This is a genomic window from Raineyella antarctica (assembly GCF_900092135.1).
GTDB lineage: Bacteria > Actinomycetota > Actinomycetes > Propionibacteriales > Propionibacteriaceae > Raineyella > Raineyella antarctica.
In genome coordinates this window covers 289,014-315,912 of sequence record NZ_FMYF01000002.1, presented here as the reverse complement: position 1 = coordinate 315,912, position 26,899 = coordinate 289,014, and the positions used below count along the sequence as shown (strand labels likewise).

Annotated in this window: 27 protein-coding genes and 2 pseudogenes; 18 read left to right on the top strand and 11 right to left on the bottom strand. The window is 69.4% G+C overall.

The window, feature by feature from the left end; genetic code table 11:
• Positions 1-139 precede the first annotated feature (139 nt).
• The 5 genes and pseudogenes from GA0111570_RS03905 to GA0111570_RS03885 form a co-directional block, all read right to left on the bottom strand.
• On the bottom strand, positions 140-394 hold the full coding sequence (locus GA0111570_RS03905) for a metal-sensitive transcriptional regulator (RefSeq protein ID WP_092606576.1): 255 nt from the start codon (positions 392-394) through the stop codon (positions 140-142).
• A 108-nt stretch (positions 395-502) separates the two neighbouring features.
• A pseudogene (gene cydC / locus GA0111570_RS03900) lies at positions 503-2,074 on the bottom strand (thiol reductant ABC exporter subunit CydC); the annotation flags it as partial.
• Positions 2,071-3,771: a thiol reductant ABC exporter subunit CydD gene (cydD, locus tag GA0111570_RS03895; protein ID WP_092606570.1), complete on the bottom strand. Its 1,701-nt coding sequence runs from the start codon at positions 3,769-3,771 to the stop codon at positions 2,071-2,073. The pseudogene cydC and the gene cydD, both read right to left, overlap by 4 nt.
• A complete protein-coding gene (gene cydB / locus GA0111570_RS03890; protein WP_092606567.1) occupies positions 3,771-4,856 on the bottom strand; it encodes a cytochrome d ubiquinol oxidase subunit II in 1,086 nt (361 codons plus the stop codon). Before cydB ends, cydD begins: the two co-directional genes overlap by 1 nt.
• 15 nt (positions 4,857-4,871) lie before the next feature.
• A complete protein-coding gene (locus GA0111570_RS03885) occupies positions 4,872-6,371 on the bottom strand; it encodes a cytochrome ubiquinol oxidase subunit I (protein ID WP_092606564.1) in 1,500 nt (499 codons plus the stop codon).
• Between the two features lie 166 nt (positions 6,372-6,537).
• On the opposite strand from GA0111570_RS03885, the gene GA0111570_RS03880 reads away from it, so the two are divergent.
• Together GA0111570_RS03880 and GA0111570_RS03875 are read left to right on the top strand one after the other, a co-directional pair.
• Positions 6,538-6,903, top strand: coding sequence for a BlaI/MecI/CopY family transcriptional regulator (locus GA0111570_RS03880; protein WP_092606561.1), 366 nt, complete (start codon positions 6,538-6,540; stop codon positions 6,901-6,903).
• Positions 6,904-6,931: 28 nt separating this feature from the next.
• On the top strand, positions 6,932-7,930 hold the full coding sequence (locus tag GA0111570_RS03875) for a bile acid:sodium symporter family protein (RefSeq protein WP_092606558.1): 999 nt from the start codon (positions 6,932-6,934) through the stop codon (positions 7,928-7,930).
• Here the strand turns inward: GA0111570_RS03875 and GA0111570_RS03870 are convergent.
• On the bottom strand, positions 7,882-8,661 hold the full coding sequence (locus GA0111570_RS03870) for a dihydrofolate reductase family protein (protein ID WP_092606555.1): 780 nt from the start codon (positions 8,659-8,661) through the stop codon (positions 7,882-7,884). The genes GA0111570_RS03875 and GA0111570_RS03870 overlap by 49 nt on opposite strands.
• Positions 8,658-10,964: an ATP-binding protein gene (locus GA0111570_RS03865; protein ID WP_139283136.1), complete on the bottom strand. Its 2,307-nt coding sequence runs from the start codon at positions 10,962-10,964 to the stop codon at positions 8,658-8,660. The genes GA0111570_RS03870 and GA0111570_RS03865 overlap by 4 nt, the downstream gene beginning before the upstream one ends.
• Positions 10,965-11,177: 213 nt before the next feature.
• Between GA0111570_RS03865 and GA0111570_RS03860 the strand changes: the two genes are divergently transcribed.
• The 9 genes from GA0111570_RS03860 (at position 11,178) to GA0111570_RS03820 (ending at position 17,925) form a co-directional block, all read left to right on the top strand.
• Positions 11,178-11,609 carry a hypothetical protein gene (locus tag GA0111570_RS03860; RefSeq protein WP_092606549.1) on the top strand — a complete coding sequence of 144 codons (432 nt, stop codon included), beginning with the start codon at positions 11,178-11,180 and terminating at the stop codon, positions 11,607-11,609.
• A gap of 104 nt (positions 11,610-11,713) precedes the next feature.
• Positions 11,714-12,742: a ferritin family protein gene (locus GA0111570_RS03855; protein WP_092606546.1), complete on the top strand. Its 1,029-nt coding sequence runs from the start codon at positions 11,714-11,716 to the stop codon at positions 12,740-12,742.
• Position 12,743: 1 nt separating this feature from the next.
• The gene (locus GA0111570_RS03850) at positions 12,744-13,064 is read left to right on the top strand and encodes an MmoB/DmpM family protein (protein WP_092606543.1); all 321 of its coding nucleotides are present in this window, start codon (positions 12,744-12,746) and stop codon (positions 13,062-13,064) included.
• A gap of 1 nt (position 13,065) precedes the next feature.
• Positions 13,066-14,694 (top strand): YHS domain-containing protein, encoded by a 1,629-nt coding sequence (locus GA0111570_RS03845; RefSeq protein WP_092606539.1) that lies wholly within the window; start codon positions 13,066-13,068, stop codon positions 14,692-14,694.
• 3 nt (positions 14,695-14,697) lie between these two features.
• Positions 14,698-15,024, top strand: coding sequence for a phenol hydroxylase subunit P4 (locus tag GA0111570_RS03840; RefSeq protein ID WP_092606536.1), 327 nt, complete (start codon positions 14,698-14,700; stop codon positions 15,022-15,024).
• A 131-nt stretch (positions 15,025-15,155) separates the two neighbouring features.
• Positions 15,156-16,223: an NADH:ubiquinone reductase (Na(+)-transporting) subunit F gene (locus tag GA0111570_RS03835; protein ID WP_092606533.1), complete on the top strand. Its 1,068-nt coding sequence runs from the start codon at positions 15,156-15,158 to the stop codon at positions 16,221-16,223.
• A gap of 261 nt (positions 16,224-16,484) precedes the next feature.
• A complete protein-coding gene (locus tag GA0111570_RS03830) occupies positions 16,485-16,880 on the top strand; it encodes an ankyrin repeat domain-containing protein (protein WP_092606530.1) in 396 nt (131 codons plus the stop codon).
• A 71-nt stretch (positions 16,881-16,951) separates the two neighbouring features.
• A complete protein-coding gene (locus tag GA0111570_RS03825; RefSeq protein WP_092606527.1) occupies positions 16,952-17,281 on the top strand; it encodes a thiamine-binding protein in 330 nt (109 codons plus the stop codon).
• Complete coding sequence (locus tag GA0111570_RS03820; protein ID WP_092606524.1) at positions 17,278-17,925, top strand: LON peptidase substrate-binding domain-containing protein; 648 nt, start codon at positions 17,278-17,280, stop codon at positions 17,923-17,925. The genes GA0111570_RS03825 and GA0111570_RS03820 overlap by 4 nt, the downstream gene beginning before the upstream one ends.
• A gap of 37 nt (positions 17,926-17,962) precedes the next feature.
• Here the strand turns inward: GA0111570_RS03820 and GA0111570_RS03815 are convergent, their stop codons facing one another.
• The 3 genes from GA0111570_RS03815 to GA0111570_RS17995 all read right to left on the bottom strand — a co-directional run bounded on the left by GA0111570_RS03815 (position 17,963) and on the right by GA0111570_RS17995 (position 19,941).
• Positions 17,963-19,129 carry a nucleotide sugar dehydrogenase gene (locus GA0111570_RS03815; protein ID WP_092606521.1) on the bottom strand — a complete coding sequence of 389 codons (1,167 nt, stop codon included), beginning with the start codon at positions 19,127-19,129 and terminating at the stop codon, positions 17,963-17,965.
• A 174-nt stretch (positions 19,130-19,303) separates the two neighbouring features.
• Positions 19,304-19,516, bottom strand: coding sequence for a heavy-metal-associated domain-containing protein (locus GA0111570_RS03810; RefSeq protein WP_425438604.1), 213 nt, complete (start codon positions 19,514-19,516; stop codon positions 19,304-19,306).
• A gap of 86 nt (positions 19,517-19,602) precedes the next feature.
• Positions 19,603-19,941 carry a metal-sensitive transcriptional regulator gene (locus GA0111570_RS17995; protein ID WP_281245195.1) on the bottom strand — a complete coding sequence of 113 codons (339 nt, stop codon included), beginning with the start codon at positions 19,939-19,941 and terminating at the stop codon, positions 19,603-19,605.
• A 778-nt stretch (positions 19,942-20,719) separates the two neighbouring features.
• Between GA0111570_RS17995 and dnaB the strand changes: the two genes are divergently transcribed.
• Positions 20,720-22,096 carry a replicative DNA helicase gene (dnaB, locus tag GA0111570_RS03800; protein ID WP_092606515.1) on the top strand — a complete coding sequence of 459 codons (1,377 nt, stop codon included), beginning with the start codon at positions 20,720-20,722 and terminating at the stop codon, positions 22,094-22,096.
• Positions 22,097-22,160: 64 nt separating this feature from the next.
• Here dnaB and GA0111570_RS03795 read toward each other — a convergent pair whose 3' ends face one another.
• On the bottom strand, positions 22,161-23,195 hold the full coding sequence (locus tag GA0111570_RS03795; protein ID WP_139283135.1) for a trypsin-like serine peptidase: 1,035 nt from the start codon (positions 23,193-23,195) through the stop codon (positions 22,161-22,163).
• Between the two features lie 270 nt (positions 23,196-23,465).
• Between GA0111570_RS03795 and GA0111570_RS03790 the strand changes: the two genes are divergently transcribed.
• The 6 genes and pseudogenes from GA0111570_RS03790 to GA0111570_RS17565 form a co-directional block, all read left to right on the top strand.
• Positions 23,466-24,155, top strand: coding sequence for a hypothetical protein (locus GA0111570_RS03790; RefSeq protein WP_217634006.1), 690 nt, complete (start codon positions 23,466-23,468; stop codon positions 24,153-24,155).
• Between the two features lie 13 nt (positions 24,156-24,168).
• Positions 24,169-24,441 carry a hypothetical protein gene (locus tag GA0111570_RS03785; protein WP_092606509.1) on the top strand — a complete coding sequence of 91 codons (273 nt, stop codon included), beginning with the start codon at positions 24,169-24,171 and terminating at the stop codon, positions 24,439-24,441.
• Positions 24,442-24,583: 142 nt separating this feature from the next.
• The gene (locus GA0111570_RS03780; protein ID WP_092606506.1) at positions 24,584-25,291 is read left to right on the top strand and encodes a glycoside hydrolase family 25 domain-containing protein; all 708 of its coding nucleotides are present in this window, start codon (positions 24,584-24,586) and stop codon (positions 25,289-25,291) included.
• Positions 25,292-25,454: 163 nt separating this feature from the next.
• On the top strand, positions 25,455-25,625 hold the full coding sequence (locus GA0111570_RS17570; RefSeq protein ID WP_175557306.1) for a hypothetical protein: 171 nt from the start codon (positions 25,455-25,457) through the stop codon (positions 25,623-25,625).
• Between the two features lie 410 nt (positions 25,626-26,035).
• On the top strand, positions 26,036-26,380 hold the full coding sequence (locus tag GA0111570_RS03775) for an NADH-quinone oxidoreductase subunit A (protein WP_092606503.1): 345 nt from the start codon (positions 26,036-26,038) through the stop codon (positions 26,378-26,380).
• 89 nt (positions 26,381-26,469) lie between these two features.
• Positions 26,470-26,899, top strand: a pseudogene (locus GA0111570_RS17565) (hypothetical protein); the annotation flags it as partial.

Below are 26,899 nucleotides of genomic sequence, written 5' to 3'. Positions count from 1 at the left end.
GCCCGCACCGACGATCACCCACGGACGATCGCCCATCATCCGCCAGGTGCGACCGCAACCCAGATCCGAACCGCCCCGGATGCGAACCGCCCCACGTGGAGACCACGTGGGGCGGTTGCTGCGTCCGGGGTGCCGGGGCTCAGGCGAGGCTGAGGAAGAGCTTCTCCATCTTGGAGGTGTCGAGCTGGTCCTCCGCGGTCAGGCACTGGCGCATGCCGGCCGCCACGACGGTGAAGCCGGCTCGGTCGAGGGCCTTGGACACCGCGGCGATCTGCGTCACGACCTCCTCGCAGTCGCGGCCCTCCTCCAGCATGTCGATGATGCCGTTGAGCTGGCCACGGGCACGCTTGAGCCGATTGATCACCGGGCGCATGTCATCGCTGGACAACTCCATGGCGGATCTCCTTCATCACTGGTCCATCACTGGGAATTGTTCCAAGAATACCCCCACGGGGATCCGGAGACCAGCCTCGTTCCCCCAGCGTGCCATCAGAGCGTAGGCCGCGAGGTCGACGACCCGATCACAGGCGTCGCGCACCACCGGGTCGTGGGTGATCACCAGGACCGCCGCCCCGTCGGTCGCGGTCCAGAGGTCGGCGAGCAGGTCCTCGGCGGTCTCCTCGTCCAGGTGCTCGGTCGGCTCGTCGAGGATGACCACGTCGGCCGCCCCCACGAACAGGCGGGCGGCGGCCAGCCGCCGGGCCTCACCGCCGGAGAGCCTCCCACCGTGTTCGCCGACCAGGTGGTCGGGTGCCAGGGCGAGACCGGCTCGGTGCAGTGCGGCGACGATCTCCTCGCGGCTCGCGTCCTTGCGCCCGATCAGGACGTTCTCGGCCACCGAGGTGTCGAAGACGTGCGCGTCCTGGGCGAGGTAGCCGACGGTTCCGTGCACCTCGACCTCCCCCGCCAGCGGCGGCAGCAGTCCCATGACCGTGGCGGCGACGGTCGTCTTGCCGAGCCCGCTGCGACCGACCAGCGCGACCCGCTCCCCGGCCCGCACCTGCAGGTCGAGGCCGCGGACCACCGGTTCGCCGCCGGGCCAGCCGACCGTCAGACCACGTACGTCGATCGCGGGCCCGCCCGCGGAGCGCACCGGCCCCAACTCCTCGCCGGTGGCGGGGAAGGCCAGTACGTCGCCGACCCGCCCCAGGGCGGAACGCACCCGGGTCCAGGTCTGTGCGGCCTCGGCGAGCGGCTCGAGGACCTCGTGCAGGGCCAGCGGGGTGAGCACCAGGACGGCGAGCATGACGCCGGGCAACCGACCGTCGACCACCGCCCGCGATCCGATCAGCAGGGCGCCGACCACGGCGACCGCCAGCGCGGCCACCTGCAGGGCACCGGACAGGCCGCGCACCCGGGCGGCCCGCTCCTCGGCGGCGGTCAACCGGGTGTTGATGGCCTCGATCCGGGCCAGGGCCCGGTCCTGCACGCCGTACGCGACCAGGTCCGGGGCGGTGCGATGAAGGCCGGTGACGGCGTCGGCGAGTTCTCCGCGCAGCGGGGCGAGCGCGGTGTCGGCACGCGCGGAGGCCCGCTGGGCGATCCACGGCACCAGACCCCCGGCCAGTATGGCGCTCAGGCCCAGCACCGCCCCGTCCACCGGCGAGGCCAGGCCGACCAGCACGGTGGTGGCGACCGCCACGACACCGGCCGCGGTGAACGGCACGAGCACCCGGACGACGGCGTCCATCACGGCGCGGACGTCGTCGACGATGCGCACCAGCAGGTCACCGCGGGAGCGGCCGAGCAGGATCGTACGACTCAGCACGTCGTAGACCCGCAACCGCAGGGCGCTCTGCATGCCCAGGGCCAGGTCGTGCCCGACCAGGCGCTCGACATAGCGCAGCACGGCGCGCGAGATGCCGAACGTCCGCACCGCGGTGATCGCGACCATCAGGTAGAGGATCGGCGGGTGCTCGGCGGCCCGGGACAGCAACCAGGCCGAGGTGCCCATCAGCGCGACCGCCGCGCCGGAGGCGCCGGCGGACAGCAGCACGGTGAGCAGCGCCCGGCGTCGCCCGTGCGGGACGGCGCGGAGCGTGGTGTCCACCAGGGTGGTGACCGGCCCGCTCACGCCCGGACCTCCTCGACGGACGCCCCGGCGTCGGTCGGAGCGGATGGCGCGACCGTCCCGACCGGACCGACCGTCCCGACCGGACCGACGGTGACCACCCGGTCGCAGGCCGCGATCACGGCAGGGCGGTGGGTGACGACCAGGGCGGTGAGGCGATCCTCGCGCAGCGCGGCGAGGACGCGGGCCTCGGTCCCACTGTCGAGGCCGGCGGTCGGTTCGTCGAGCAGCAACAGACTCGCACCGCCGTGGTTGAGGCGCAGCAGGGCACGGGCCAGGCCGACCCGGCGCCGTTCACCGTCGGACAGACCGGTCGACTCGTCGCCGACCGGATGGGACAGCTCGAGGTCGGCCGCGCCGGCCCGGTCGAGGGCACGTCGGATCGCCTCCGCCGGCGCTCCGGGGGCGCCCAGGGCGACATTGGCGCCGACCGTACGTTCCGGGAGGCCGGGCGACTGGCCCACCCAGGCGATCCGGGCCCGCCAGGAGTCCGGGTCGATGTCGGCCAGCGGTACGTCGCCGAGCACGACCTCGCCGGCCGTGGGACGCACGAAACCCATCAGCACCGACAGCAGGGTCGACTTGCCCCCACCGCTGGGGCCGACGACCGCGACGACCTCTCCCGGGGCGAGCTGGAGGTCCAGGCCGTCCAGCGCGGGACGGTCCGCGCCGGGATAGGTCACCTGCAGCCCGCGGATGTGCAGCGGCGTGGTGGCGGGGTCAGGGGCGGCCTGAAGACCGCCGGTGACCCGCGGGGCGTCGATCTCGGCGAACGCCCGGTCGGCAGCGGCGATGCCCTCGGCGGAGTCGTGGTAGTGCGCGCCGACCTGGCGCAGCGGCAGGTAGACCTCCGGGGCCAGGACCAACAGAAACAGCGCGGTGCGCAGGTCCATCCCCCCGGCGACCGTACGCAGGCCGATCGAGACCGCGATGATCGCCACCGACAGGGTCGAGAGCAGTTCGAGGGCCATCGAGGAGAGGAAGGAGATCCGCAGCGTGCCCATCGTCTCGGCGCGGTTGCGCGCCTCGATCTTCTGCAGGCCGATGGCCTGGGCCCGGGCACGGCCGAAGACCTGCAGGGTCGGCAGGCCGGCGACCAGGTCGGCGAAGTGGTGGGCCAGCTTGGCCTGCACGGCCCAGCGGCGGTTCATCCGCCGTTCGGTTGCCCAACCGATCAGCACCATGAAGAACGGGATCAGCCCGATGGTGAGCACGACGATGACGGCGGTGAGCAGGTCGGTGGCCAGCAGCGCGATGCCCACCACCAGCGGCACGGTCACCGCGAGCAGCAGTTGCGGGAGGTACTTCGCGTAGTAGCCGTCGAGCGCGTCGAGGCCGTGGGTGACCAGCTCGACCAGGCCGCCGGTGTCGCTGCGGGGGTCCAACGGGCGGGCGAGCCGGGCCGCGGCGACGTCGCGGCGCAGTCCGCCCTTGACCACGGCGGCGGCACGTTGGCCGAGCCAGGGATTGACACCGCGGAGCAGGGCGCGGCCGAGCAGAACCAGGACCAGCCAGCCGACGGTGGTGGCGAGGCCGTCGGGTCGGTGGGTCTCGACGACGTACGCCACCCGGTCCGACACCAGCCAGGCCTGGGCGACGACCAGGACCGCAGTCAGGGTACCGACGAGGACCCCGGCGGCCAGGTAGGTCCTCGTCGCGCGGGCCCTCGCCAGGAGCTGGGGGTGCAGCGGTCCCGGCATCAGCCTGCCACGTGCCGGGGCTCGGCGACCGGCGCCGGCGCCTCGAGCGGGATGTCACGGACCGTCAGTCGCTTGCGGAACACCCAGTAGGTCCAGGCCTGGTAGAGCAGCACGAAGGGGGTGATCACGACGGCGGCCACCGTCATGATCTTCAGGGTGTAGGTGGACGAGGCGGCGGTGGCCGCGGTGAGGCTCCAGGCCGGGTCCAGCGTGGAGGGCATCACGTTCGGGAACAGGGCGGCGAAGATGTTCACCAGCATGGCGAGGATGCTCACCGCGCCGCCGACGAAGGCCCAGCCCTCCCTGCCGCGGGAGTTGGCCAGCCACAGCACCACCAGCCCGAGGACGGCAAGCGCCGCGGCGGGCCACAGCGAGAGTGCCGGGGAGGCCCCGGCGACGCCACGGGCCAGGCCGGAGAACGAGAGGTTCATCCACAGGACGAACGCCAGCATCGCCAGGATCGCGACGGCCCCCGTACGGGACGCGAACCGACGCGCCCGGGCGCGGATCTCCCCGTCGGTCTTCAGGGCGATGAACGCGGCGCCGTGGGTGAGGAACAGCACCACGAAGAGCACCCCGCCGAGCAGGGCGAACGGGGTGAAGAGCCCGAATAAGGAGCCGGCGGTCTGGTGGATCGTCCGGGCCCCATCGATCGGCAGGCCGCGGACGAAGTTGGCGAAGGCCACGCCGAGCACCAGGGAGGCGACGAACGACGACCCGGTGATCAGGTTGTCCCAGCCACGCTTCCAGCCCATGCCGTGCTTCTGGTGGCGGTACTCGAAGGCGACGCCGCGCAGGATCAGCGCGATCAGGATGAGGAACAGCGGCAGGTAGAGGCCGGAGAACATCGTCGCGTACCACTCCGGGAACGCCGCGAAGGTGGCACCACCGGCGGTGAGCAACCAGACCTCGTTGCCGTCCCAGACCGGGCCGATGGTGTTGATCATGACGCGTCGCTCACGCTCGTCCTTGGCGAGGATCGGCAGCAGCATGCCGACGCCGAAGTCGAAACCCTCCAGGACGAAGTAGCCGGTCCACAGGACGGCGATGAGCAGGAACCAGACGATCGGAAGTGTGGTGTCCATGGTCGGTGTCCCCTCTCAGTACGCGAACGACAACGGGGCGTCGTCGCTCTCGGTGTCGACGGCGTGCTCCGGGGTGGAGGGTTCCAGACCCTTGCGGATGGCCCGCAGCAGCAGCTGCACCTCCACCACGGCGAGGGCGCCGTAGAGCAGGGTGAACCCGATCATCGTCGTCAGTACCTGAGCGGCCGGCACCCCTGGCGACTCGGCGGCGGCGGTGGGCATCAGCCCGAAGACGATCCACGGCTGGCGGCCCATCTCGGTGAAGATCCAGCCGAACGAGTTGGCGAAGAGCGGCAGCAGCGGTGCGGCGACCATCATCAGCCACCAGAACCAGCCGGCGCGCAGCGGCGGGAGGTTGCCGCGGCGCAGCATGACCAGCACGATCGCGCCGACGGCGATCGCGGCGAAGCCCAGGCCCATCATCAGCCGGAAGGTCCAGTAGGTGACCGGGACGGCCGGGGTGTACGTCATCGCATTCGCGACCTCGTCGCCGTACTTCTGCCGGATCATCGCGGTGTACTTGGCGTCGTACTCCTGGCGCAGCGGGTTGATCCCCTGCACGGTCCCGGTGAACGAACCGGTGGCGAGGAAGGACGTCACGCCCGGCACCTTCAGCGCGAACACCTCGCGGGAGCCGTCGAGGGTGCCGATGGTGAAGATCGAGAACGAGGCGGGGGTCTCGGTCTCCCAGATCGCCTCGGCGGCGGCCATCTTCATCGGCTGGACGTCGGTCATCACCTTGCCCTGCAGGTCACCGGAGAAGATCACCAGTGCGCCCGAGGCGATCATCACCCAGGCGCCGAACTTCGTCGCCCATCCGTACGCCGAGGCGTCCTCGGCCTGCTGGCCCTCCAGCTCGGACCGGTTCCGGGCGCCGGAGGTCCGGGCGATCCGGAGCAGGTGCCAGCCCGCCACGCCCATCACGAAGGCGCCGCCGACCATGTACGCCGCCATCAGCGTGTGCGGGATGGTGACGAGCGCGACCGGGTTGGTCAGGACCGCCCAGAAGTCGGTCATCTCGGCGCGTCCTCGCGCTTCGTTGAAGGTGAACCCGACCGGGTGCTGCATGAACGAGTTGGCGACCAGGATGAACAGCGAGCTGAGCACGGTGCCGATTGCGGCGAGCCAGATCGAGGCCAGGTGGACGGCCTTCGGCAGCCGGTCGCGCCCGAAGATCCACAGGCCGAGGAAGGTCGACTCCATGAAGAAGGCCAGCAACGCCTCCAGTGCCAGCGGTGCGCCGAAGATGTCCCCGACCATCCGGGAGTACTCCGACCAGTTCATCCCGAACTGGAACTCCTGCACGATGCCGGTGACGACACCCATGGCGAAGTTGATCAGGAACAGCTTGCCGAAGAAGTCGGTCAACCTGCGGTAGGCGTCCTTGCCGGTGCGGTAGTGCGCCGTCTGCATGACGGCGACGAGCAGCGCCAGGGAGATCGTGAGGGGAACGAAGAAGAAGTGGTAGACGGTGGTGATCCCGAATTGCCACCGTGCCAGCAGCACAGGGTCCATGCCCCCGAGAGTACGACCGGCCTCGCGGCAGCACAGTAGTGCCGGCCACACCGAGGCAGGGAAATGGAACGGTTCTACATCACACTCCGAATGGAACGGAGATATGTCACACCAGCCATCTACGCAACGTGTAGTACTTCGGCGCGAGTTGCTCTAGCATGGGGACATGCCAAACCTTGGTGACCTCGAGCTTCAGGTCATGGAGGTGCTGTGGCGCACGGACCATGCGATGTCGGTCAGGGAGGTTCTGGCCGACCTGACCCGCGACCGGGACCTTGCCTACACCACCGTCATGACCGTCCTCGACAGACTGTCGAAGAAGGGCCGCGTGACCCGTGAGCTGGAGGGCCGCGCCTGGTTCTACCGTCCCGCGGAGTCCCGGGCCACCCTGATGGCTGCGGAGATGCTCGCCGCCCTGACCGGTACGCCCGTACAGCGCCGGGAGGCCCTGCGCGAGTTCGCCGCGGGCCTGGCCGACGACGACGCCCGGGTGGTGCTCGAGGTGCTCACCTCCAAGGAGGCGGTCTCCTGACGTCCGGGCACCGGTAGCCTCTCCCTCCATGGCCCCTGCCCCGCGGTTCCGCATCGACTCCTTCCTGCTGGCCATCGTCGTCTCGGCGATCGTCGCGACCCTGCTGCCCGCGCGCGGCGTCGGGGCGGTCGTGCTCGGGCACGGCGTGACCGCCGGCATCGCCTTGCTGTTCTTCCTGTACGGGGCGCGGATGCACCCGCGCGAGACCCTCGACGGCCTGCGCCACTGGCGGCTGCACGGCGTGATCCTCGCCTCCACGTACCTGATGTTCCCGCTGCTCGGGCTGGCGCTCGGCTTCCTGGTGCCGCTCGGGATCCTGACCCCGGCGCTCTACCTCGGGTTGCTCTACACGACCCTGCTGCCGTCGACCGTGCAGTCCTCGGTCACCTTCACCTCGATCGCCCGGGGCAACGTCGCCGGCGCCGTGGTGTCCGCGTCGATGTCCAACCTGATCGGGGTGTTCCTGACCCCGCTGCTGGTCATCGCGGTGATGAACACCTCCGGGCAGGCCAGCGTGCACCCCCGCGCGGTGCTCGACATCGTGCTGCAGATCCTGGTGCCGTACGTCCTGGGCCAGCTCTCCCGGCGGTGGACGGCGGGCTTCGTCACCCGCCACAGGAAGCCGCTGAAGTACGTCGACCAGGGCATCATCGTGCTGGTCGTCTACTCGGCCTTCTCCGCCGGCCGGCGCGAGCAGATGTGGCGGGAGGTCTCCGCGCCGCAGGTACTGGCCCTGGTCGGGGTCTGCCTGGTCATCCTGGCCCTGGTCCTCGCGCTGACCTGGTGGGTCGCGCGACGGCTCGGCTTCGGGCGCGCGGACCGGATCGCGATCCAGTTCTGCGGCTCGAAGAAGTCGCTGGCGACCGGACTGCCGATGGCCGCGGTGCTCTTCGCCGGCCAGCCGATCGGCCTGATCGCGCTGCCCCTGATGATCTTCCACCAGGCCCAGCTGATGGCCTGCTCGGCACTGGCCCAGCGCTACGCCCGGTCGGCGCCCCCGGAACGGGAGCCGGCCCCGACCGCGTAGCGCAGGAAGACCTCGTCGCGGGCACCGAGCACGTCCAGCAGCCGCAGGTCCACCGGCTCCGGGTACGCGTGGCCGTGCAGGATCCGTGGGCCCTCACCGCCGACCAGGGTCGGCGAGACGGTCAGGAACAGCTCGTCGACCACGCCCGCGCCGACCAGCTCGGCCAGCACCGTCGGGCCGCCCTCGCTCAGCACCCGCGGCAGGCCGGCCGTCCGCAATCCCTCGACGGCGACCGGTAGCAACGGTCGGCCGTCCGGGCCGGCGGCGACCTCCAGCAGCTGCGCGTACGGCTCGAGCCGGGCCCGGCGGGCCGGATCGGCGCCGGCGACGGTCACCACCCACGGACGGCTGTCCGGCCCGGCCTCCGCGAAGGCGGGCAGCGCCGGGTCCAGGTCCAGACTGCCGGAGACGATCGCCAGCACCGGACGGGGAGCCTGTCCTCGGGCCTGCCGGATCTCGCCCAGCCGGGGCGGCAGGTCGACCACCCCGTACCCCTCCGCCCGGATCGTCCCGGCCCCGACCAGCAGCACGTCGCACCACCCGCGCAGGGCCAGCAACAGGGCCTGGTCCGCCTCACCGGTCAGGTCCCCGACCCGGCCGCGGATCGTCGCGTGGCCGTCGGGGGAGGTGACCATGTTGGCCCGTACGCCCGGGTCGTCGCCGAGCCACTCCAGCAGCCCCGCCGCGTCGAGCTCCTCGCCGGCGATCGGCCGGCGTCGCAGTCCTGTCATGCCCGTGCCTCCGTCTCGCGCAACCGCACCGCCACCTGGGATCGGGAGGTGACGCCGAACTTGGCCAGGATCCGCTCGACGTGGCCGTCGACGGTCCGGGTCGAGATGGTCAGCCGCCCGGCGATCTGCTTGTTGCTCAGGCCCTCGGCGAGGAGCTCGGCGACCTGCGCCTCGCGCCTGGTCAGCCCGACCTCACCGCCGTGCTGGGAGACCTCCAGCCGATCGAGTTCGGCCAGCGCCAGCGCGATCGCGCGGGGCACGTCGACCCCGGCGCTCTCGGCCATCAGCGTGCCGGCCTCGGTCCGCCCCAGCACCCGGAACAACCGCTCGCGGCTCTCCCTGGCATCGCCCGCCAGGCCCGGGCCGAAGGCGTCGATGCCAGTGCCGTGCAGGACCCAGAGAGCATCCGCCGCGCCCTGCAGCCGGGCCGCCCGGCGCACCTCGCCGGCGGCCATCACGACCTGGCCGACGAGCAGCATCAGGTGGGCGGTGCAGATGGCGTCCTGGAAGACCTGCTGCAACCGCAGGGCCGCGGTGGCGTACTCGCGTACCCCGGCCAGGTCACCCTGGCGCCACCGGACGATGCCCGCCACCCACAGGGCGTACGCCTTGACCCACGCCTCCTGGTCGCGGCGGCTCTCCTCGAGGATCTCCTCGCAGGTCGCCCCGCCGGCGGCCGGGTCGCCGGAGTAGATCTGGCACAGCGCCAGCTGGAACATCGCCGCCTGCCTGGCCGCGACGTCGCCGACCTCGCGCAGCTCGGCGATGCCGCGCTGGTAGTAGGGCACCGCCCCGGCCGCGTCGCCGGTGAAGAAATGGACCAGCCCGGTCCAGGTCTGGACCTCGGCGAGCCTGCGCCGGTCCCCCAGCTCGGTGGCGAGGGCCTGGGCCTCGGCGAGGTAGCGGGGGGCGTCGGTGTGGTCGCCCTGTAGCAGGCTCACCCAGGAGATCACCAGCAGGCACTCGCAGCGCAGCGACGGGGCGACGTCGGGCAGTGCCAGCACCCGCTCCAGCCGGTACCGCCCGGCGCTCATGTTGTAGCCGGAGGCCCAGAAGTAGCGCAGGTTCGCGGCCGTCTCGGCCGCCACGTCGTGCCCGTCGGGGGTGCTGGTGCCCCAGTCCATCGAGGCGACGATGTCGGCGTAGTCGCGGCGGGCCCGGCGCAGCCAGGCCGCCTGGTGCGGGCCTACCCACTCGGTGTGCATCCGGCGGCCGCGGTCGCGGTGCAGCAGCGCGTGCCGGCGGCGCAGTTCCTCCCACTCGCCGTGGCGCTCGGCGACCCGCTCGCCGTAGTCCCGCATGGTGACCAACTGGCGGTAGTAGGCCTGGCCCTCCACCACGACGGCGACCACCACCGACTTGGCGACCAGGCCGTCGAGCAGGTCGAGCACCTCGACCGGGTCGATGCTGCCGAAGCCGCACACCGCCTCGGCCGCCTCGAGGTCGGAGCCACCGCGGAAGACCGCGAGCCGGGACCACAGCAGCTGCTCGGCGGGACTGCACAGCTCGTACGTCCAGTCGACCAGCGCCTCCAGGGTGCGGTGGCGCGGCAGCAGGTCGCGGCTGGAGCCCTTGAGCACGGCGAACCGGTGCCCGAGCCGCTCCAGCAGGTCACCGACGGTGAGCGAGCGCAGCCGCGCGGCGGCCAGCTCGATCGCCAGCGGCATCCCGTCCAGGTGCTCGCACAGCTCGATCACCTGGCGGCAGTTGGCCGGGGTCACGTCCAGGTCGACCCCGGCCTGGGCGGCGCGCTCCACCAGCAGGTGCACGGCCTCGGAGTGGCGGACGGCCTCCAGGTCGGCACAGGAGACCGGCAGCTGCAACGGGGGCACCGAGACCACCCGCTCCCCCGAGATACCGAGCGGTTCGATCGAGGTGGCCAGCACGTGCACCTGGGGGCAGTCCCGCAGGACGGCCATCACCAGGTCCGCGGCAGCCTCCAGCACGTGCTCGCAGTTGTCGACCAGCAGCAGCACCCGTCGCTCGCGCAGCTGGCGGATGACCTGGGCGAGCGGGTCCTGGATCGACTGGTCGACACTGTGGACGGCCGAGGCCACCCGCCAGGCGACACCGGCAGGATCCTGCACCGCGTCCAGGGCGACCATGATCACGCCATCGAGGAACTCCGTACGGAGCGCGTCGGCCAGCACCATCGACAGCCGGGTCTTGCCGATTCCGCCCGGACCGACCAAGGTGACCAGCCGCTGCTCCCGGACCACCTGCTCGGCGTGGTGGAGCAGCTCCCTGCGCCCGACGAACGACGTCAGCGGGGTCGCCAGCATCTGGGGCGTGGGATCGGTCAACGTCTGCTCCTCAACACTGCGGATACCCCCGAGCGTACGCGACCGACGGCGGCGCCGGGGGCCTCTCGACCCCGTGGGAACGGGCAGGACACGCGTACCCGGTGGACCGGCCACCCGGTCACGGGGAACCGGAATGGGGTAGTTCTACGGATGTGCCCGTGCTGTGATGCACCTTACATTTCTAGTACGAACTCGACTCGAGGAGGAGTCTCCATGACGTTCTTCATGCATCGGCTGGCCGAGGTACTCGGGGCCGAGGAGCCGGAAGCGGCCCCCCAGCCCACCATGCGACCGGCAGTTGCAGTGGCCCGCAACGAGGGCACGGACCGGCAGATCGCGCTGCGATCCCTGGCCGAGCAGCTCGTCAGCGAGGCGAACGCCGTGATCACGGACCCGACCTCACACCTGTCGCTCGTCGACGAGGTCGGCGGGGACGAGCTCGCCTTCACCATCAGCTGCCGCAACCACCTGGCGCGGGTCTCCACCCGCTTCGCCGGTGGCAGGACCGTCGGGCAGGTGATCTCCGACGACCTGCCGCAGGGCGAGCCCCAGGAGCTCACCGGCCCGGAGGCACTGCCGGACCTGCTGGTCCGCCTGGTGATCGCCGCGGGCCTGCACAACGAGCAGGCCATCCACCTCAGCTGAACCCCGAGGGAACCTCCCTCACCCCGGCGCGTACGCCCTGCGAGCGCCACCCCACAGATGTCCGGTCAACGTGGACCGGCAAACCTCGGAAGGAGGTCAGTTACGTGCAGTACGAGTTGAAGACCCAGGTCATCGAGCCTCTTCGCCAGACTTTCACGCCACTGATCGAGCGCTATGGCAACAAGCCCGCCACCCGCTACCAGGAAGGCACCATCGGCCTGCAACCGGTGGAGAACTTCCACTACCGCCCCACCTGGGACTCCGAACGTGAGCTCTACGACCCGAACTACAGCGCCCTCAAGCTGACCGACCCGTACTCCTACACCGACCCGCGGCAGTACTACTACACGCCGTACGTCACCAACCGGGCCGCCATGCACGATGCCTTCGGCAAGACCCTGGACTACGTCACCAACCACGGCCTGCTGGAGCGTACGCCGGCTGACTGGCAGCAGCTGATCGCCGAGGTGATCATCCCGCTGCGCCACTACGAGTCCGGCGCGCAGATGCTCTACTCCAACGCCTGCCGCTTCAGCTACGGCGCGACCATCGCGCAGTGCTGCGGCTACGAGAGCTTCGACCGGATCGGCAACGCCCAGCTGATCTCCCGGGTCGGCATCGCCCTCGGCCAGCAGACCGCCGACATCCTGAAGGCGGCCAAGGCGCTGTGGATCGGGGCCCCGAGCATGCAGGGTCTGCGCTCGGTCGAGGAGCGGCTGCTGGTCGAGCAGGACTGGGCGGTCGGCGTCATCGGTCTGGACCTGGTCGACGAGCTCGTCGATGCGCTGGTCTACCGCTACCTGGACGAGGAGGCCATCCTCGGCGGGGCCGGCGCCTACTCGCTGCTGGCGCAGCACATCGGCACCTGGTGGACCGAGCACCGCAAGTGGCTGGACCCGCTGTACAAGGAGTGGATCGCCGACGAGCAGTACGGCGCGGCCAACACGGCCTCGATCGAGGCCGCGGTGAACACCTGGCTGCCGCAGGCCCTCGCCGCCGTCAAGCTGATCGCTTCTCGCGCCGACGAGCTCGCCGGCACCGCATCGATCGCCGCCGTCGAGGAGCACGCCGTCGCCGTGGCCGATCGTTTCCGCGGCCTCGGCATGGACATCACCGACCCGATGGGAGCCTGACATGGCAGAACAGATCACCGAGAGGCCTCTGGTCAGCGTCGACCTGCAGGAGACCGAGGAGAACCGCGGGCTCATCAACGCGATCGAGGCGGACAACCCGGACCTGGTCATCAACCACTTCCCCGGCGTGATCAAGCTCCAGGCCCCGGGCCGGCTGCTGATCAGCCGGGAGTCCGTTGAGGCCCAGCTCGGCCGTACGTGGGAGACCCACGAGTTCCAGATGGCCATCATCACCCTGTCCGGCAACGTCTCCGAGTGGGACGAGGACCGCATCGTCATCTCGTGGGGTCCCAGGGTCGACGACGAGGAAGACGAGGACTGACATGACCACCACCGCTCCGAACCAGGCCGGCAAGAAGTCGGCCGGCAAGCCGAAGAAGCTCTCCATGAAGGCGCGCTACAGCGCGCTCACCCGTGACCTCGACTGGGAGCCGAGCTACGTCTCCGAGCAGGAGATGTACCCGCACACCCAGTACGAGGGCATCAAGATCCACGACTGGTCCAAGTGGGACGACCCGTTCCGGCTGACCGTCGACGCGTACTACCGCTACCAGGCCGAGAAGGACAAGCGCCTCTACTCCGTGCTGGACGGCTTCGCCCAGGGGCAGGGCCATCTGACCCTGTCCGAGGCGAAGTACCTGAACGCGATGAAGGTCTTCCTGAGCGGCGTGACCCCCTTGGAGTACGCAGCGAACCGGCACTTCGCCTACATGGCCCGCCAGTTCAACGGCCCGGGCCCGCGCTTCGCCGCGCTGTGCCAGTCGATCGACGAGATGCGCCACGCGCAGACCGAGATCCACACGCTGTCGAACTACAACAAGTACTACTCCGGCATGCACAACTTCATCCAGCAGCACGACCGGGTCTGGTACCTCTCGGTGACCAAGTCGTACTTCGACGACGCCCTCAGCGCGGGCCCGTTCGAGTTCATGATCGCCATCGGGTTCTCCTTCGAGTACCTGCTGACCAACCTGCTGTTCGTGCCGTTCATGTCGGCCGCGAGCTTCAACGGTGACCTGCCGACGATGACCTTCGGCTTCTCCGCCCAGTCCGACGAGTCCCGTCACATGACCCTGGGCCTGGAGGTGATCAAGTTCATCCTGGAGCAGGACGAGGCCAACGTGCCGATCGTCCAGGAGTGGGTCGACAAGTGGTTCTGGCGCGGCTACCGGGTCACCGGCATCGTCGCCCAGATGCTCGACTACCAGCTGCCGCGACCGGTGATGAGCTGGAAGGAGGCCTTCGAGCTGTACTTCGAGCAGCAGATGATGGGGGGCCTGTTCCCCGACCTGGCCCTGTACGGCATCAGGCCGCCGAAGCATGTCGAGCAGGCCATCTGGGAGAAGGACCACCTGTCCCATTGGCTGCATGACACCTTCTACCAGTTCAGCCACGCCGCGAACTTCACCACCACAGTGCCCGACGAGGAGCACATGGAGTGGCTGTCGCAGGCCTACCCGGACACCTTCGACGAGCTGTACCGCGACAAGTGGGAGGAGATGCGCAAACTCGACGAGGAGGGCAAGCGCTTCACCTATCCTGGCCTGCCGCAGCTGTGCCAGGTCTGCCAGATCCCGATGACGTTCCCGCAGCACGGCAATCCGCACCTCAAGGCGCAGTTCACCTCCGAGTACGAAGGTGAGCACTTCAACCTCTGCTCCGATGGGTGCAAGTGGATCTTCGAGCGTGAGCCCGAGAAGTACCGCCAGGCCTGGCTCCCGGTGCACCAGATCTACCAGGGCAACTGTGGGGGCCCGACCATTCCGGACGTGCTGAAGTGGTACGGCGTCCAGGAAGGCGACAACGGCGAGTACGTCGGCAGCGTCGACCAGAAGAACTGGGTGCGCTGGCACCACCAGATCGAGGACAAGCTCGGCACCAGCAGCGAGATCGAGGAGACCCTGGAAGCCGAGGGTGTCCACGCCGCCGTCAAGAAGATCGAGGAGGCCTGACCCATGCCCACTCTCGCCCTCTACGACTACACCGTCCATCCGTCGCGTTCCGCCCAGGAGCTGTACGGTGACGACATGCTGGTCAACATCTGGCAGAAGGACGACAACTTCTTCGCCTGCCCCTGTGCAGTGCGCGTCCCGAAGGCCATGACCTGGCAGGACTTCTACCAGACGCAGTTCCTCCCGTACGTCTCGGCCAGCCCGCGCACCACGGGCGACGAGACCTACGCCTGGCACCTGGACGATGCCCCGTTCACCCCCGAGGATTCCAAGACCCTCGATGAGCTGGGCGTGCATCACAAGCACACGTTGGGCTTCTTCAAGGCCTGACCTGCAGGACGTGACGGGCCGGGGTGGTCCCCCGGCCCGTCACGGCGTCCCCCCGACATCGACTGATCGAGCAACAAAACCGCATGCCGCGCGCCACCGCTGCCGCGCCGAGAGAAGCAGGAAAGCCTGACATGAGCGAGACCTACACCGTCACCGTCGAACCGCTCGGCCGCGAGGTCGAGGTCGCCGAGGGCCAGACCATCCTGGAGGCCTGCCTGCGCGCCGGCGTCTGGCTGCCCCACTCCTGCACCCACGGCACCTGCGCCACCTGCAAGGTGGAGGTCCTCGACGGCGACGTCGACCACGGCGAGGCGTCCAGCTTCGCGCTGATGGACTTCGAGCGCGAGGAGGGCAAGACGCTCACCTGCTGCGCCCGCCCGCAGACCGACGTGACCATTGAGGCCGACGTCGATGTCGACGAGGAGCTCGAGGTCTTCCCGGTCCAGGACTTCACCGGCACGATCGTCGAGCTGACCGACATCGCCAACGACATCAAGCGGCTGCGGATCGAACTCGACCGCGAGATCGGCTTCAACGCCGGCCAGTACATGAAGGTCCAGGTCCCCGGCACCGACGGCATCGACCGGACCTGGTCGATGGCCAACCCGCCGACCGAGAACCGCGTCGTCGAGTTCCAGGTCCGCAACGTCCCCGGCGGCGTCGCCACCGACGGCTGGCTGTTCAAGGACGCCGCCGTCGGCGACTCCCTCCAGCTCTCCGGCCCGTACGGCCGCTTCGTGCTGCGGACCTGGGAGGAGGAGCGCCCGATCATCATGCTCGGCGGCGGCACCGGCCTGGCCCCGCTCGCCTCCATGGTCAAGCACGCGCTGATCAACGAGGAGTACGACGGCCACATCACCCTGTACGCCGGTGGCCGCACCAAGAACGACCTGTACGACGTCGACTTCTTCCGCCAGCTGGAGCAGGAGTACCCCGACCAGTTCGCCTTCCACCCGTGCGTCTCGGCCGAGGAGCCCGAGGAGGGCTACCGCGGCGGCTACGTGAGCACCGTGATGGAGCAGGACTTCGACAAGCTCACCGGCTACCAGGGCTACATGTGCGGCTCCCCGGCGATGGTCGAGGGCTGCCTGAAGTCGTTCATGAGCAGGCGACTCTTCCCCCGCGACATCTTCGGCGAGGACTTCTTCAACGAGGGCGACAAGCAGAACGGCCTCAGCTCGCCGCTGATCAAGCGCTGACCGGGGGCTGATCGGGGGCGCCTTCGCCTCCTCCCTTCGCCTCCTCCCTTCGTCTCCTCCCTTCGCCTCCTCCCTTCGCCTCCTCCCTTCGCCTCCTCCCTTCGTCTCCTCCCCACAGCCGCGGATGCTGTTGCCGCTTGCGGACGTTCCAAGGTCCGCAGCCTCGGACAGCATCCGCGGCTGTGCCCGTCCGGCTGTGCCCGTCCGGCTGCGCCCGTCCGGCTGCGCCCGTCTGGATGGCGCGCCGCATAGGCTCGGAGCATGAGCGATCCCCTGCCCGACGGCGTGCCCGATGGTTCCGATCCCGCGGCGCTGGCGCAGTGGCTGTTCGACCGGGCCCGGGCCGGTGACACCGCCCGGGTCGCGGCGTACGTCGATGCCGGTGCACCGGTCGACATGGCCAACGAGAACGGCGACACGATGCTGATGCTGGCCGCCTACCGCGGCCATGCGGAGACCGTCCGGGCGCTGGTCGAGCGCGGCGCGGACCCGGGGCGCGCCAATGACCGTGGCCAGACGCCCTTGGCGGGGGCGGTCTTCAAGGGCGAGGCAGAGGTCGTCCAGGTGCTGCTCGAGGCCGGCGCCGATCCCGACGCCGGCACCCCGAGCGCGCGCGAGACGGCCCGGATGTTCGGCACCGGGGAACTGCTCGGGTGACCCGCCGGATCGGTGCGGACCGATCTACTGGAGGCCCTTCCCACGCCACGGCGAATGACTACGGTGGGGACATGCTCGTAGCCTTTTCCGTGGCCCCGTCCGGTGGGGACAACCCCGAAGCCTCCATGCACGAGGCCGTCGCCGCGGCCGTCCGGATCGTACGCGAGTCCGGCTTGCCGAACCGTACCGACGCCATGTTCACCACCCTCGAGGGCGAGTGGGACGAGGTGATGGACGTCGTCCGGCGTGCCACCGAGGCGGTCGGGGCGTACGGTCCGCGCGTCTCGCTGGTCCTGAAGGCCGACATCCGCCCCGGCCACACCGGGGAGCTGATCGGCAAGGTGGACCGCGTCGAGGCGGTCCTGGCCGAGGGTCCCGATCCCTCCGGCGGCGGCGCATGAGGAGGTTGCCGCTGTTCCCCCTCGGCATGGTGCTGTTCCCGGGGATGCCGCTGCAACTTCAGGTGTTCGAGCCGCGCTACATCGAGCTGCTGGAGGATCTGGCCGCGCTGGAGCCCGAGGAGCGCGAGTTCGGGGTGACGGCGATCCGCGAGGGCTCCGAGGTCGGGCGCGACCGGGTCACCAGCGTGCACACCATCGGCTGCGCGGCGCGGCTGGCGTCGGTTCGCCCGGTCGGTGGCCGGTTCGCGATCCGGGCGCTGGGCAGCTGGCGGTTCCGGCTGGACGGGGTCGACGCCGCCGCGACCACCCCCTACCCCACCGGCCTGGTGACCCGCCTTCCGGAGATCCGCGGCGACCAGCAGCTCGCCGTCCGGCGGGCAGCCGACGTCCAGCAGGCACTGGCGGCGTATGCCGAGGCGATCAACGGCGAGATGCCGCCACTGCCGACCGATCCCGACGAGCTGGCCTACACCGTCGGCGCCCTGGTGCCGCTGAGCATCGCGGACCAGCAGGCCCTGCTGGCCGCACCGACGACGGCGGACCGGCTGCTGGTCGTCCGCACCTGCCTGCGCCAGGAGGCCCGGCTGATCCGGGCCACCCATTCACTGCCGTTCCGCCGCAACACCGCGGCCTCACCGAACTGAGCCCGCGACGCCGCCGTGGGGTGGGGCGGCTCGACTGCTAGTCGCTGCCGAACAGGTCGCGGGTGTAGACCTTGTCGGCCACATCGGCGAGCTTGGCGGATCGGCGGTTGGAGACGATCACGTCGGCCCGGCGCTTGAACTCCTCCAGGTCGCGGACGACCTCGCTGTGGTAGAACTCGTCGCCCTCGTAGAGCGGCTCGTACAGGATCACCGGGATGCCCTTGGCCTTGATCCGCTTCATGATGCCCTGGATGGAGGACTGCCGGAAGTTGTCCGAGCCCGCCTTCATCGCCAGCCGGTAGATCCCGACAACCTTCGGGCAGCGGGACAGGATGTCCTCGGCCACGAAGTCCTTGCGGGTGGAGTTGGAGTCCACGATCGCCCGGATCAGGGTCTGCGGCACCTGCTCGTAGTTCGCCAGCAACTGCTTGGTGTCCTTGGGCAGGCAGTAGCCGCCGTAGCCGAAGGACGGGTTGTTGTAGTGGGTGCCGATCCGCGGGTCAAGGCCGACGCCGTCGATGATCTGGCGGGTGGAGAGCCCGTGCTGGATCGCGAAGGAGTCCAACTCGTTGAAGTAGGCCACCCGCATCGCCAGGTAGGTGTTGGCGAACAGCTTGATCGCCTCCGCCTCGGTCGCCCCGACCAGCAGCACCGGGGTGTCCGCGTCGAGCGAGCCCTCGCACAGCAGGGCAGCGAACCGCTCGCCGGCCGGCGACGGGTCGGCCACGATGATCCGCGAGGGGTGCAGGTTGTCGTACAGGGCCTTGCCCTCGCGCAGGAACTCGGGGGAGAACAGGATCGTACGACCCGGGTGCTGGGCGCGGATCTGCTCGGTGAAGCCGACCGGGATGGTCGACTTGATCACGACCACGGCGTCGGGAGCGATGCCGAGGACCTGGTCGACCACCGACTCCACGATGGAGGTGTCGAAGAAGTTGGTGACCTCGTCGTAGTTGGTGGGCGCCGCGATCACCACGAAGTCGGCGTCGGCGTACGCCTCGACCGGATCGGTCGTGGCGACCAGGTCCAGGTCGTGGTGGGCCAGGTAGTCCTCGAGCTCGGGATCGACGATCGGCGAGCGGCGCTCGTTGACGTCGGCCACCCGCGTCGCGTCGATGTCGATGGCGACGACGCTGTGGTGCTGGGCGAACAGCACGGCGTTCGCCAGCCCTACGTAGCCCAGCCCGCATACTGCGATCTTCATCCCAGTCCTCTTCCCGTGGTGAACAAGCCGATCGTCGCCCGGGGAGGGCGGTCCGCGCCAATCGGGTGCCGCGGAGACGGGTCGATCCCGCCGATCGGGTGGGGTCGGCGAAGGCGTGGGGTACGCGCTCGCCGGGTCGGACCGGGCAGCGCTGGCCGGTGGTCGGTGCTCCGCTCAGGCGGGGACGACGGTGTAGCCGCCTGCCTCGTCAACGGCGGCGGCGATGGTCTCCAGGGGGACCTCGGTCGCGGAGGTGACGGCCATCCGGCCGGACTCCAGGTCCACCTTGACGTCACTGACGCCGTCGACCGCACTGACCTCTTCGGTGACTGCACTGACGCAGTGTCCGCAGGTCATGCCGGTGACGGTGTACTCGTTGGTGGCCACAGTGGTCCTCCCGTGGGTGCTGCGGGCGCGACGGACGTCGGCCCAGGTGGTGTGCTGGTCCTACGGTACGTGACGGGGACGGCCGGTCAGGAACGGACCAGGCGCGCGATCGCCGCGGACGCCTCGGCCAGCTTGTCGTCGGCCTCCTGGCCGCCGGCCTCGATCGCGTGCGTGACGCAGTGCGAGAGGTGCTCGTCCAGCAGGCGCAGGGCGGTGGACTCCAGGGCCTTGGTCACGGCGGAGATCTGGGTCAGGATGTCGATGCAGTACTGGTCCTCCTCGACCATCCGCTGCAGTCCACGGACCTGGCCCTCGATGCGGCGCAGCCGGCGGGTGTAGTCCTGCTTGTGGTCGGCATAGCCGTACGTGTTGTCACCGGCGCAGCACGACTCGGCCCCCGCCTCGTCCGTGGTCGCGGTATCCAGGTCCGGTACGTCCTGCTCCGGGTCCTGCACGTCGATCGTGACGGTGCCGGTCCCCCCACAGCAGGAGGCCTGCGACTTCGTCTCGGATCCCATGATGACTCCCCTCGTTCACCCTGCATGATACCCCGCGGGGCATGACTGCCGGCTTGCCGGCGAGGGCTTGGGGCAACGTTACCCGAGGTCGCCAAGGAGAGCAGGATGCACGTGGAACACCGGCCGTGCAGCGGCTCGACACTGCCGGCAGGCGGTCGCGGACGCAGGCGTACGACAGGCCTCCTGCTCGGTCTCCATGCGGTCCCGGGCAGGCATGGATCCGCTCCCCCACAGGCGGGAACGGCCGCTCCTGGACACCGCAGCAACCACCCCGAAGTTATGCACAGAAGGTGTGGATATGCCACACGGGATGGCGGCTGTCAACAAGCAAGACCAGTTGGGCACGTGGTCCCATGATTCATCGGCCCGACTTTCCATCCACCAGTGCACCCCTGCGTTTGCCCTTGCCAGAGGGCGAAAACCCCGGTTTGGACACGCTTGCTCGCCGTGTCGTCCACAAGTTGTCCCCCTGCGGCAAGGGTGTCTCCACAAAGAGTCCACAGTTGTCCACAGCTCCTGTGGATAACTGTGGTGGCCGGGCGTCCGGAGGAGGGCTACGGTAGAGGCCGTCCCGACCTCGAAATGCCGTGCCCCCACTGCGCGTCGGACGTGCCACGAAGGACTTGTCAGTGGTGCTCCCTAGCGTTGGTGGCACATCGGGAAGCGTCAGAAAGGAAGGTTGGCCATGGCGGTCGTCGACCTGGAATCCGCGTGGAACACCGACAGCCGCGAACCCGTCCCGGGAGCCGACCGACAGCCGCCGCAGGACATCATCGCCGAGCAGAGCGTCCTCGGCGCGATGCTGATCTCGAAGGACGCCATCGCCGAGGTCCTGGAGATCGTCCGCGGGGACGACTTCTACAAGCCTGCGCACGAGATGATCTTCGACGCCATCCTGCACCTGTACTCCGTCGGGGAGCCCGCCGACGCCATCACCGTCTCCGAGCAGCTGACCAAGCGGGGCGAGATCGGCCGGGTGGGCGGCCACGGCTACCTGTACGACCTGGTCGCCTCGGTGGCCGTCGCCGCGAACGCCGGCTACTACGCCGAGATCGTCCGCGACAAGGCGATCCTGCGCCGGCTGGTCCAGGCCTCGATCAAGATCGCGCAGCTGGGCTACAACGCCGAGGGGGATGTCGACGACATCGTCGACGAGGCCCAGTCCACGATGTACCAGATCGCCGATCGCCGCTCCACCGAGGACTACAAGCCGCTGGAGCAGCTGATCGAGCCGACCATGGACCAGATGGAGCTGATCGAGGCCCAGGGCGGCGTAATGAGCGGCGTACCGACCGGCTTCATCGAGCTCGACGAGCTGACCGCTGGCCTGCACGGCGGCCAGATGATCATCATCGCGGCGCGGCCGGGCATGGGTAAAAGCACCCTGGGCCTGGACATCTGCCGCTCCGCCTCGATCAAGCACGGCCTGGCCTCGTGCATCTTCTCCCTCGAGATGAGCCAGACCGAGATCACCATGCGCATGCTCTCGGCCGAGGCATCGGTCCCGTTGTCGCACATGCGCCAGGGCACGATGTCGAGCGAGGAGTGGGACCGGGTCTCCGGCAAGGCCAGCCTGATCGGTTCGGCCCCGCTGTACGTGGACGACTCCCCCAACCTGACCATGATGGAGATCCGGGCCAAGGCCCGCCGGCTCAAGCAGCAGCACGACCTCAAGCTGATCGTGCTGGACTACCTGCAGCTGATGAGCTCGGGCAAGAAGGTCGAGTCCCGCCAGCTGGAGGTCTCCGAGTTCTCCCGGCAGATGAAGCTGCTGGCCAAGGAGCTCGACGTCCCGGTGATCGCGATCTCCCAGCTGAACCGAAACTCCGAGAAGCGCGACGACAAGAAGCCCTCGGTCTCCGACCTGCGTGAGTCCGGCTCGCTGGAACAGGACGCCGACGTGATCATCCTGATCCACCGTGACGACTACTACAACAAGGACGAGTCCGACCGGGTCGGTGAGGCCGACGTGATCGTGGCCAAGCACCGCAACGGTCCGACGAAGACCGTGACGGTGGCCTTCCAGGGCCACTACTCACGCTTCGTGGACATGCCGCACTAATCAGGGTTGCCGCAGGGGCTGCATCCAGCTGTTGACAGCAACGATGACCGTTCGGGCGTCGAGGTCACCGAAGGGTCTGGTTCCCCTTGGCAGTCGGTGCCGCGTCGTACAGCGACTGGGTCTTCGAGTTCAGGATCGGGCCGTGCAGGTAGGACTGCCCGGAGTAGGTGTACGAGTTCAGCGACATGATCGTCCCCGAGCCGCTCGCCGTGGTGAAGGGCGAGAACCAAGGGCCGCCCGAGCAACCGCCGGTCATGTTGCTGGCCACCCGATAGGTCTTGTTGGAGTTGTAGCGATCCAGCCCCAGCGACCCCTCGCTGTAGATCAGCCGGCTGCCGTTGTAGGGGCTGGCCGCCGGGTAGCCGAAGAGGTCGGTCGTCTTCCCGTTGGGCACCTGGGAGAACTGGATCGGCTGCGTCCCGACGGTGCTGTCCAACTGGCTGCTGCCGCTCAAGCCACCGGCACCGACAGTGGCGAAGGCGAAGTCGTTCAGGGTGGCGGTGGTGTTGAACGAGGTCTGGTTGGCGAAGTCGGCATCCACGGTGAGTGCCGAGGCGGTCCAGCAGCCGTACACCGTCTGGGCACAGAAGCTGCCGCCGGTGATCAGCGGTGCGGGAGCGTCCGCGTAGTCCGGCACGAACATCCAGTCGGTGGCGTATTTCTGGCCGGCATTGTCCCAGGCACAGTGCCCCGCGGTCAGGATCACGGACACGCTGGTGGATGTGTCCGGCACCACCGAGGCCGAGCAGACGTAGTACGTGCCGGCCATCGCGAACAGCACCTTCCCGGTGGTGTTCTGGACCAGTCCGCCGGTCCAGGTGGCCCCCAGGACGCCCGTGCCGCTCCCGGGCCCGGGCTTGGCCCTGGCGGGGTTGAGCTTGAAGCGGCCGGTGCCCGGGTCACCGACGAAGTCACGGGGGACAGCCTTGGCGACCTTGTCCGGCGTCCAGAAGTCGATGATCCGCTGGTGCTCGGAGCTCGCGCCCCGGTCGGGCGGCGGGGCGGCGGCCGGACGCACCGGTGAGCCCAGGATCGCTCCGGCAAGGGCGAGGGCCACGGAGAGTGTCGCGGCCCATAGACGTGGTGTGTGCTGGCGCATGGAAGCCCCCGAAGTGTGGTACGGATCACTGATCGGTCCTGAGAGAAAAGGTAGGAGCGAAGGTGGTCCGCTGTCAGCCGATCCGGCAGGCCGGGGGCGCCGAAGCGTCCCACAACGGCGACGTCAGCGAGCTGACGTGCCGGATCGGACGTACGTTTCACGGGCGTCGTCTTCAGGGCCTGCCGTGCAGCGTACGAGGCACGTCGTGTGCCATCCAGGCTGCGTCCGGACAGGGTGCTCGTGGCGGCGCGGCCCGTCCTGAACGCACGCTTGCCTGGAGGAACCACGTTCGATCCGAAGACGGCTGCGGCCGTCGCCCTCGCCGTCATGGCACTCGCCGGCTGCACGGCCTCCCCGAACGGCGCCGCCCCCGAGCCATCACCCTCGACCGGTCCCACCACCGCCTCGTCGGCGCCCGCTGCCCAGCGCCAGTCGAGCACCGCCGGCGGCACCAGGCTCCGTAGCGTCCACACGTCGGCGATCATGGTCGACGACATGAAGCTGCAACTGGACCGGTGCCACGAGCGGACCCTCGACGCCGCCCAGGGCCTGGTCCTGCCCGATCGCGCCTGCACGCCCGGCGCCATCGACCCGGCCGTCACCCAGGCCGACATCAACCAGACCATCTGCAAGTCGGGCTACACGGCCACCGTCCGCCCGTCCGCGTACGTCACCGGGAAGGCGAAGACAGCCTCCTTGGCGGCCTACGGCACCCGGCCCTCCCCGACCATCGAGTACGACCACCTCGTGTCCCTGGAACTCGGCGGGGCGAGCAGCACGTCGAACCTGTGGCCGGAAGCGAACCACGCCGGGGCCAAGGGAACGACGAACCCCAAGGACACCGTGGAGAATGCGATCCACAAGGCCGTCTGCAGCAAGCAGGTCACGTTGTCCGCCGCACAGAAGGCCATCGCGACCAACTGGACCACTGCCGAGACCGTCCTTCACATCATCCGCTGAAGGGATCCCCACCATGCGTTTCTTCCACCGCGACCGCCCAGGGGGAGACGATCCCACCGCGGGCAACCCACCCGCACCGTCCCAGGAGGAGATCGACGCCACGGCGCGCGACCAGCAGCGGGTCGCCGACACCCCGGACTCACCCGGGCTGTGCGCCGACTGCAAGCACCCCGCCGCGGTCCACACCCCGGTCTGCAACGACTGTCTGGCCGACCTCGGGCCGCACAACGCCCTGCAGGTGTGCGGCGCCTTCGCCACCGTCCCCACCCCTGGGTGGCACCGCTGACCCGATGTTCCAAGCTCACACCGGCGCGTCGCCGCCGGCCTCCCGCCACGAGCACCGAATCTGACCCTAGGCTGAGGACCGAGCCAGGGCGGGTGGATGAGCCGATCGACAGCCCTCCGCAACGACCCGAGGAGTTCCCGTCATGCGCCGAGCCATCACCCTCGCCTGCGCCGCGATCGTCCTGGCCGCGTCCCCCACCGTCGCCAATGCGTCGGACTACTACCGCACGGGCGCCCTCGGGGTGGACGTCAGCTACCCGAACTGCACCACTGCGCTCCCGAGCGGTTTCGGCGTCGTCGGGGTGACGAACGGCGTGGTCCAGAGCAAGAACCCCTGCCTGGCCGCTGAGGCGAGCCACTTCGCCGATCTCAGCCTCTACATGAACACCGGGCTCAACACCAGCAGGTCCTCCGGGTTCTACTCCCGGGCCCTGGCCGCCTGCCATGGCGATACTTCCTGCGCCGCCTACAAGTACGGCTACGCGGCGGCAACGAGTGCCCTGGCGTACGCGCGATCCCAGCACGTCGCGAGCACGCGATGGTGGCTCGATGTCGAGAACGGCAACACGTGGAGCAAGGACGTGCAGCTGAACCGGCGCAGCCTGCAGGGCTCGTACGACGCCCTGAAGGCCGCTGGCGCGACGATGGTCGGCGTGTACAGCACCACCGCCCAGTGGGGCGAGATCACCGGAGGATGGAAGAACAACTGGCCGAGCTGGGGCGCGACCGTCCTGACCTCGGCCGCCAGGGCAGCGACCTACTGCACCGGCCACCGGTTCACCGGTGGGCCCAGCCTCCTCATCCAGTACGTGGACCGCAGGTCCCGGCTCGACCGCAACGTCGCCTGCTGAGTCCGGCGGAGCCGGGGGAGAGCGCGGAGATGGGCGGAGATGGGCGGAGATGGGCGGAGAACGTCGGACACGAGCGAGGCGCTCCACGGGGTTGTGACGTCCCTCACGCCTGCCTAGCCTTGAATTGCTGGCGCCGCCTGCCCGGGCGGCCGAGAGGAGAACCATGACTACCTCGGAGCACCACGTCGACACGAACCCCGTCCGTCCCTCCTCCGCAGAGGGCGATCCTGACGAGGAACTGGACGACCTCACCGTCGACGTCGATCCGCACGCCTCGCCTGATCCCCATGCCTTCCGCCCCTCACAGGCCGAGGGCGAGCCCGACGAGGACTGACATCCTGGGCGGTTCCGCGTGCTCGGTCGTGTTCGGGACCGACCCCACCCCCAGGCGAGGAAGCGGCCGGCACCACGTCGGATGCGCCGCGAATACTGGTGAGGGCCGACCGCCCGGGCTGCCTGCCCTGGCGGCGGTCCTCGCTGCCTGCCAGCGGACGACCACCTTGATCAGCGTGACGGTCGCTGCCCCCGTGGCCACGTTTCGCTCCGGGACTGAGGCATGTGGGTCCTCTGGTTTCCGCGAGTTCGGGATATCCGAGAGATAATCTGCGCCCCTCGACAGAGCCCCCTGAGCTGTGCTCATGATGGATCGGTAGCGATAGGCAGGCTTGTGGCTGCGGCTTTCCGTACGCGCAGCACCACCTGCCGGTGTTCCGGATCATGTTCATCGAGTGACGGGAGGCAGGGATGTTCTGGGGAACCGTGGTGATGGGGCTGGTCGCCGTCGGGTTCGTCCTGGGTCTCCACCTCGTGCACCGGCTGGCCTGCGTGGCCAGGGATCCGCTCCGCGTGCTTCCGTTCCGATCCGGCTGGCCCCCGCAGGAGCATGCGCTCTCGCGGTACCACGTACGCTGGTACCTCACCTCGCTGGTCTTCCTCGCCTTCGACGTGGAGATGCTGTTCATGTATCCGTGGGCGGTGGTCGTCGCGGCGCGCGGGGCCAGTGCGATCCTCGAGATGTTCCTCTTCCTCGCCGCCCTGTTCGTGGCCGTCGTCTGGGCGTGGCGCGAGGGGGCGCTGCGATGGGTGTGAGCCTGGCCCGCCTCGCGGCATCCTGCACCCACGTCCTGCTGGTGGAGGTACCCGGACAATGGCGGCTCCGGGCGAGGGTGGAACACGCTGTGCTGGCACGAGGCTGGGTGCTGGCAGCCTCCCCCGCCGACGCGGACGTCCTCGTCGTCTGCGGGATGGCCTCGCCTCGGCTGGCCGAAGCAGTCGAAGCCGTCTGGAACCAGCTACCGGGGCCTCGGGTACGGATCGATGTCGCGGGGGCCGACGAGGTGACGTCCGGCCTCGACCGGGCGTACGCGGAACTGCTGCCGGACGCCCCCCATCGCGAGGACGCGCAACAGCGACCTAGTGGCCCGAACCTGCTGGACGACGGGGACATGGGCGACATGGACATGGACCACGGCGACATGGACCACGGCGACATGGACCACGGCGACATGGACCACGGCGACATGGACCACGGCGACATGGACCACGGCGGCATGGACCACGGCGACATGGACATGGGCGGCATGGACCACGGCGACATGGACATGGGCG

Coding starts and splice junctions, on each gene's coding strand:
- GA0111570_RS03850 (WP_092606543.1), top strand. CDS start 12,744: ATGGCAGAACAGATCACCGAGAGGCCTCTGGTCAGCGTCGACCTGCAG.
- GA0111570_RS03875 (WP_092606558.1), top strand. CDS start 6,932: ATGGCCCCTGCCCCGCGGTTCCGCATCGACTCCTTCCTGCTGGCCATC.
- GA0111570_RS03860 (WP_092606549.1), top strand. CDS start 11,178: ATGACGTTCTTCATGCATCGGCTGGCCGAGGTACTCGGGGCCGAGGAG.
- GA0111570_RS03835 (WP_092606533.1), top strand. CDS start 15,156: ATGAGCGAGACCTACACCGTCACCGTCGAACCGCTCGGCCGCGAGGTC.
- cydB (WP_092606567.1), bottom strand. CDS start 4,856: ATGGACACCACACTTCCGATCGTCTGGTTCCTGCTCATCGCCGTCCTG.
- dnaB (WP_092606515.1), top strand. CDS start 20,720: ATGGCGGTCGTCGACCTGGAATCCGCGTGGAACACCGACAGCCGCGAA.
- GA0111570_RS03780 (WP_092606506.1), top strand. CDS start 24,584: ATGCGCCGAGCCATCACCCTCGCCTGCGCCGCGATCGTCCTGGCCGCG.
- GA0111570_RS03845 (WP_092606539.1), top strand. CDS start 13,066: ATGACCACCACCGCTCCGAACCAGGCCGGCAAGAAGTCGGCCGGCAAG.
- GA0111570_RS03785 (WP_092606509.1), top strand. CDS start 24,169: ATGCGTTTCTTCCACCGCGACCGCCCAGGGGGAGACGATCCCACCGCG.
- GA0111570_RS03825 (WP_092606527.1), top strand. CDS start 16,952: ATGCTCGTAGCCTTTTCCGTGGCCCCGTCCGGTGGGGACAACCCCGAA.
- GA0111570_RS03830 (WP_092606530.1), top strand. CDS start 16,485: ATGAGCGATCCCCTGCCCGACGGCGTGCCCGATGGTTCCGATCCCGCG.
- GA0111570_RS03820 (WP_092606524.1), top strand. CDS start 17,278: ATGAGGAGGTTGCCGCTGTTCCCCCTCGGCATGGTGCTGTTCCCGGGG.
- GA0111570_RS03885 (WP_092606564.1), bottom strand. CDS start 6,371: ATGGACCCTGTGCTGCTGGCACGGTGGCAATTCGGGATCACCACCGTC.
- GA0111570_RS03880 (WP_092606561.1), top strand. CDS start 6,538: ATGCCAAACCTTGGTGACCTCGAGCTTCAGGTCATGGAGGTGCTGTGG.
- GA0111570_RS03870 (WP_092606555.1), bottom strand. CDS start 8,661: ATGACAGGACTGCGACGCCGGCCGATCGCCGGCGAGGAGCTCGACGCG.
- GA0111570_RS03795 (WP_139283135.1), bottom strand. CDS start 23,195: ATGCGCCAGCACACACCACGTCTATGGGCCGCGACACTCTCCGTGGCC.
- GA0111570_RS03775 (WP_092606503.1), top strand. CDS start 26,036: ATGTTCTGGGGAACCGTGGTGATGGGGCTGGTCGCCGTCGGGTTCGTC.
- GA0111570_RS03815 (WP_092606521.1), bottom strand. CDS start 19,129: ATGAAGATCGCAGTATGCGGGCTGGGCTACGTAGGGCTGGCGAACGCC.
- cydD (WP_092606570.1), bottom strand. CDS start 3,771: ATGCCGGGACCGCTGCACCCCCAGCTCCTGGCGAGGGCCCGCGCGACG.
- GA0111570_RS03840 (WP_092606536.1), top strand. CDS start 14,698: ATGCCCACTCTCGCCCTCTACGACTACACCGTCCATCCGTCGCGTTCC.
- GA0111570_RS03905 (WP_092606576.1), bottom strand. CDS start 394: ATGGAGTTGTCCAGCGATGACATGCGCCCGGTGATCAATCGGCTCAAG.
- GA0111570_RS17570 (WP_175557306.1), top strand. CDS start 25,455: ATGACTACCTCGGAGCACCACGTCGACACGAACCCCGTCCGTCCCTCC.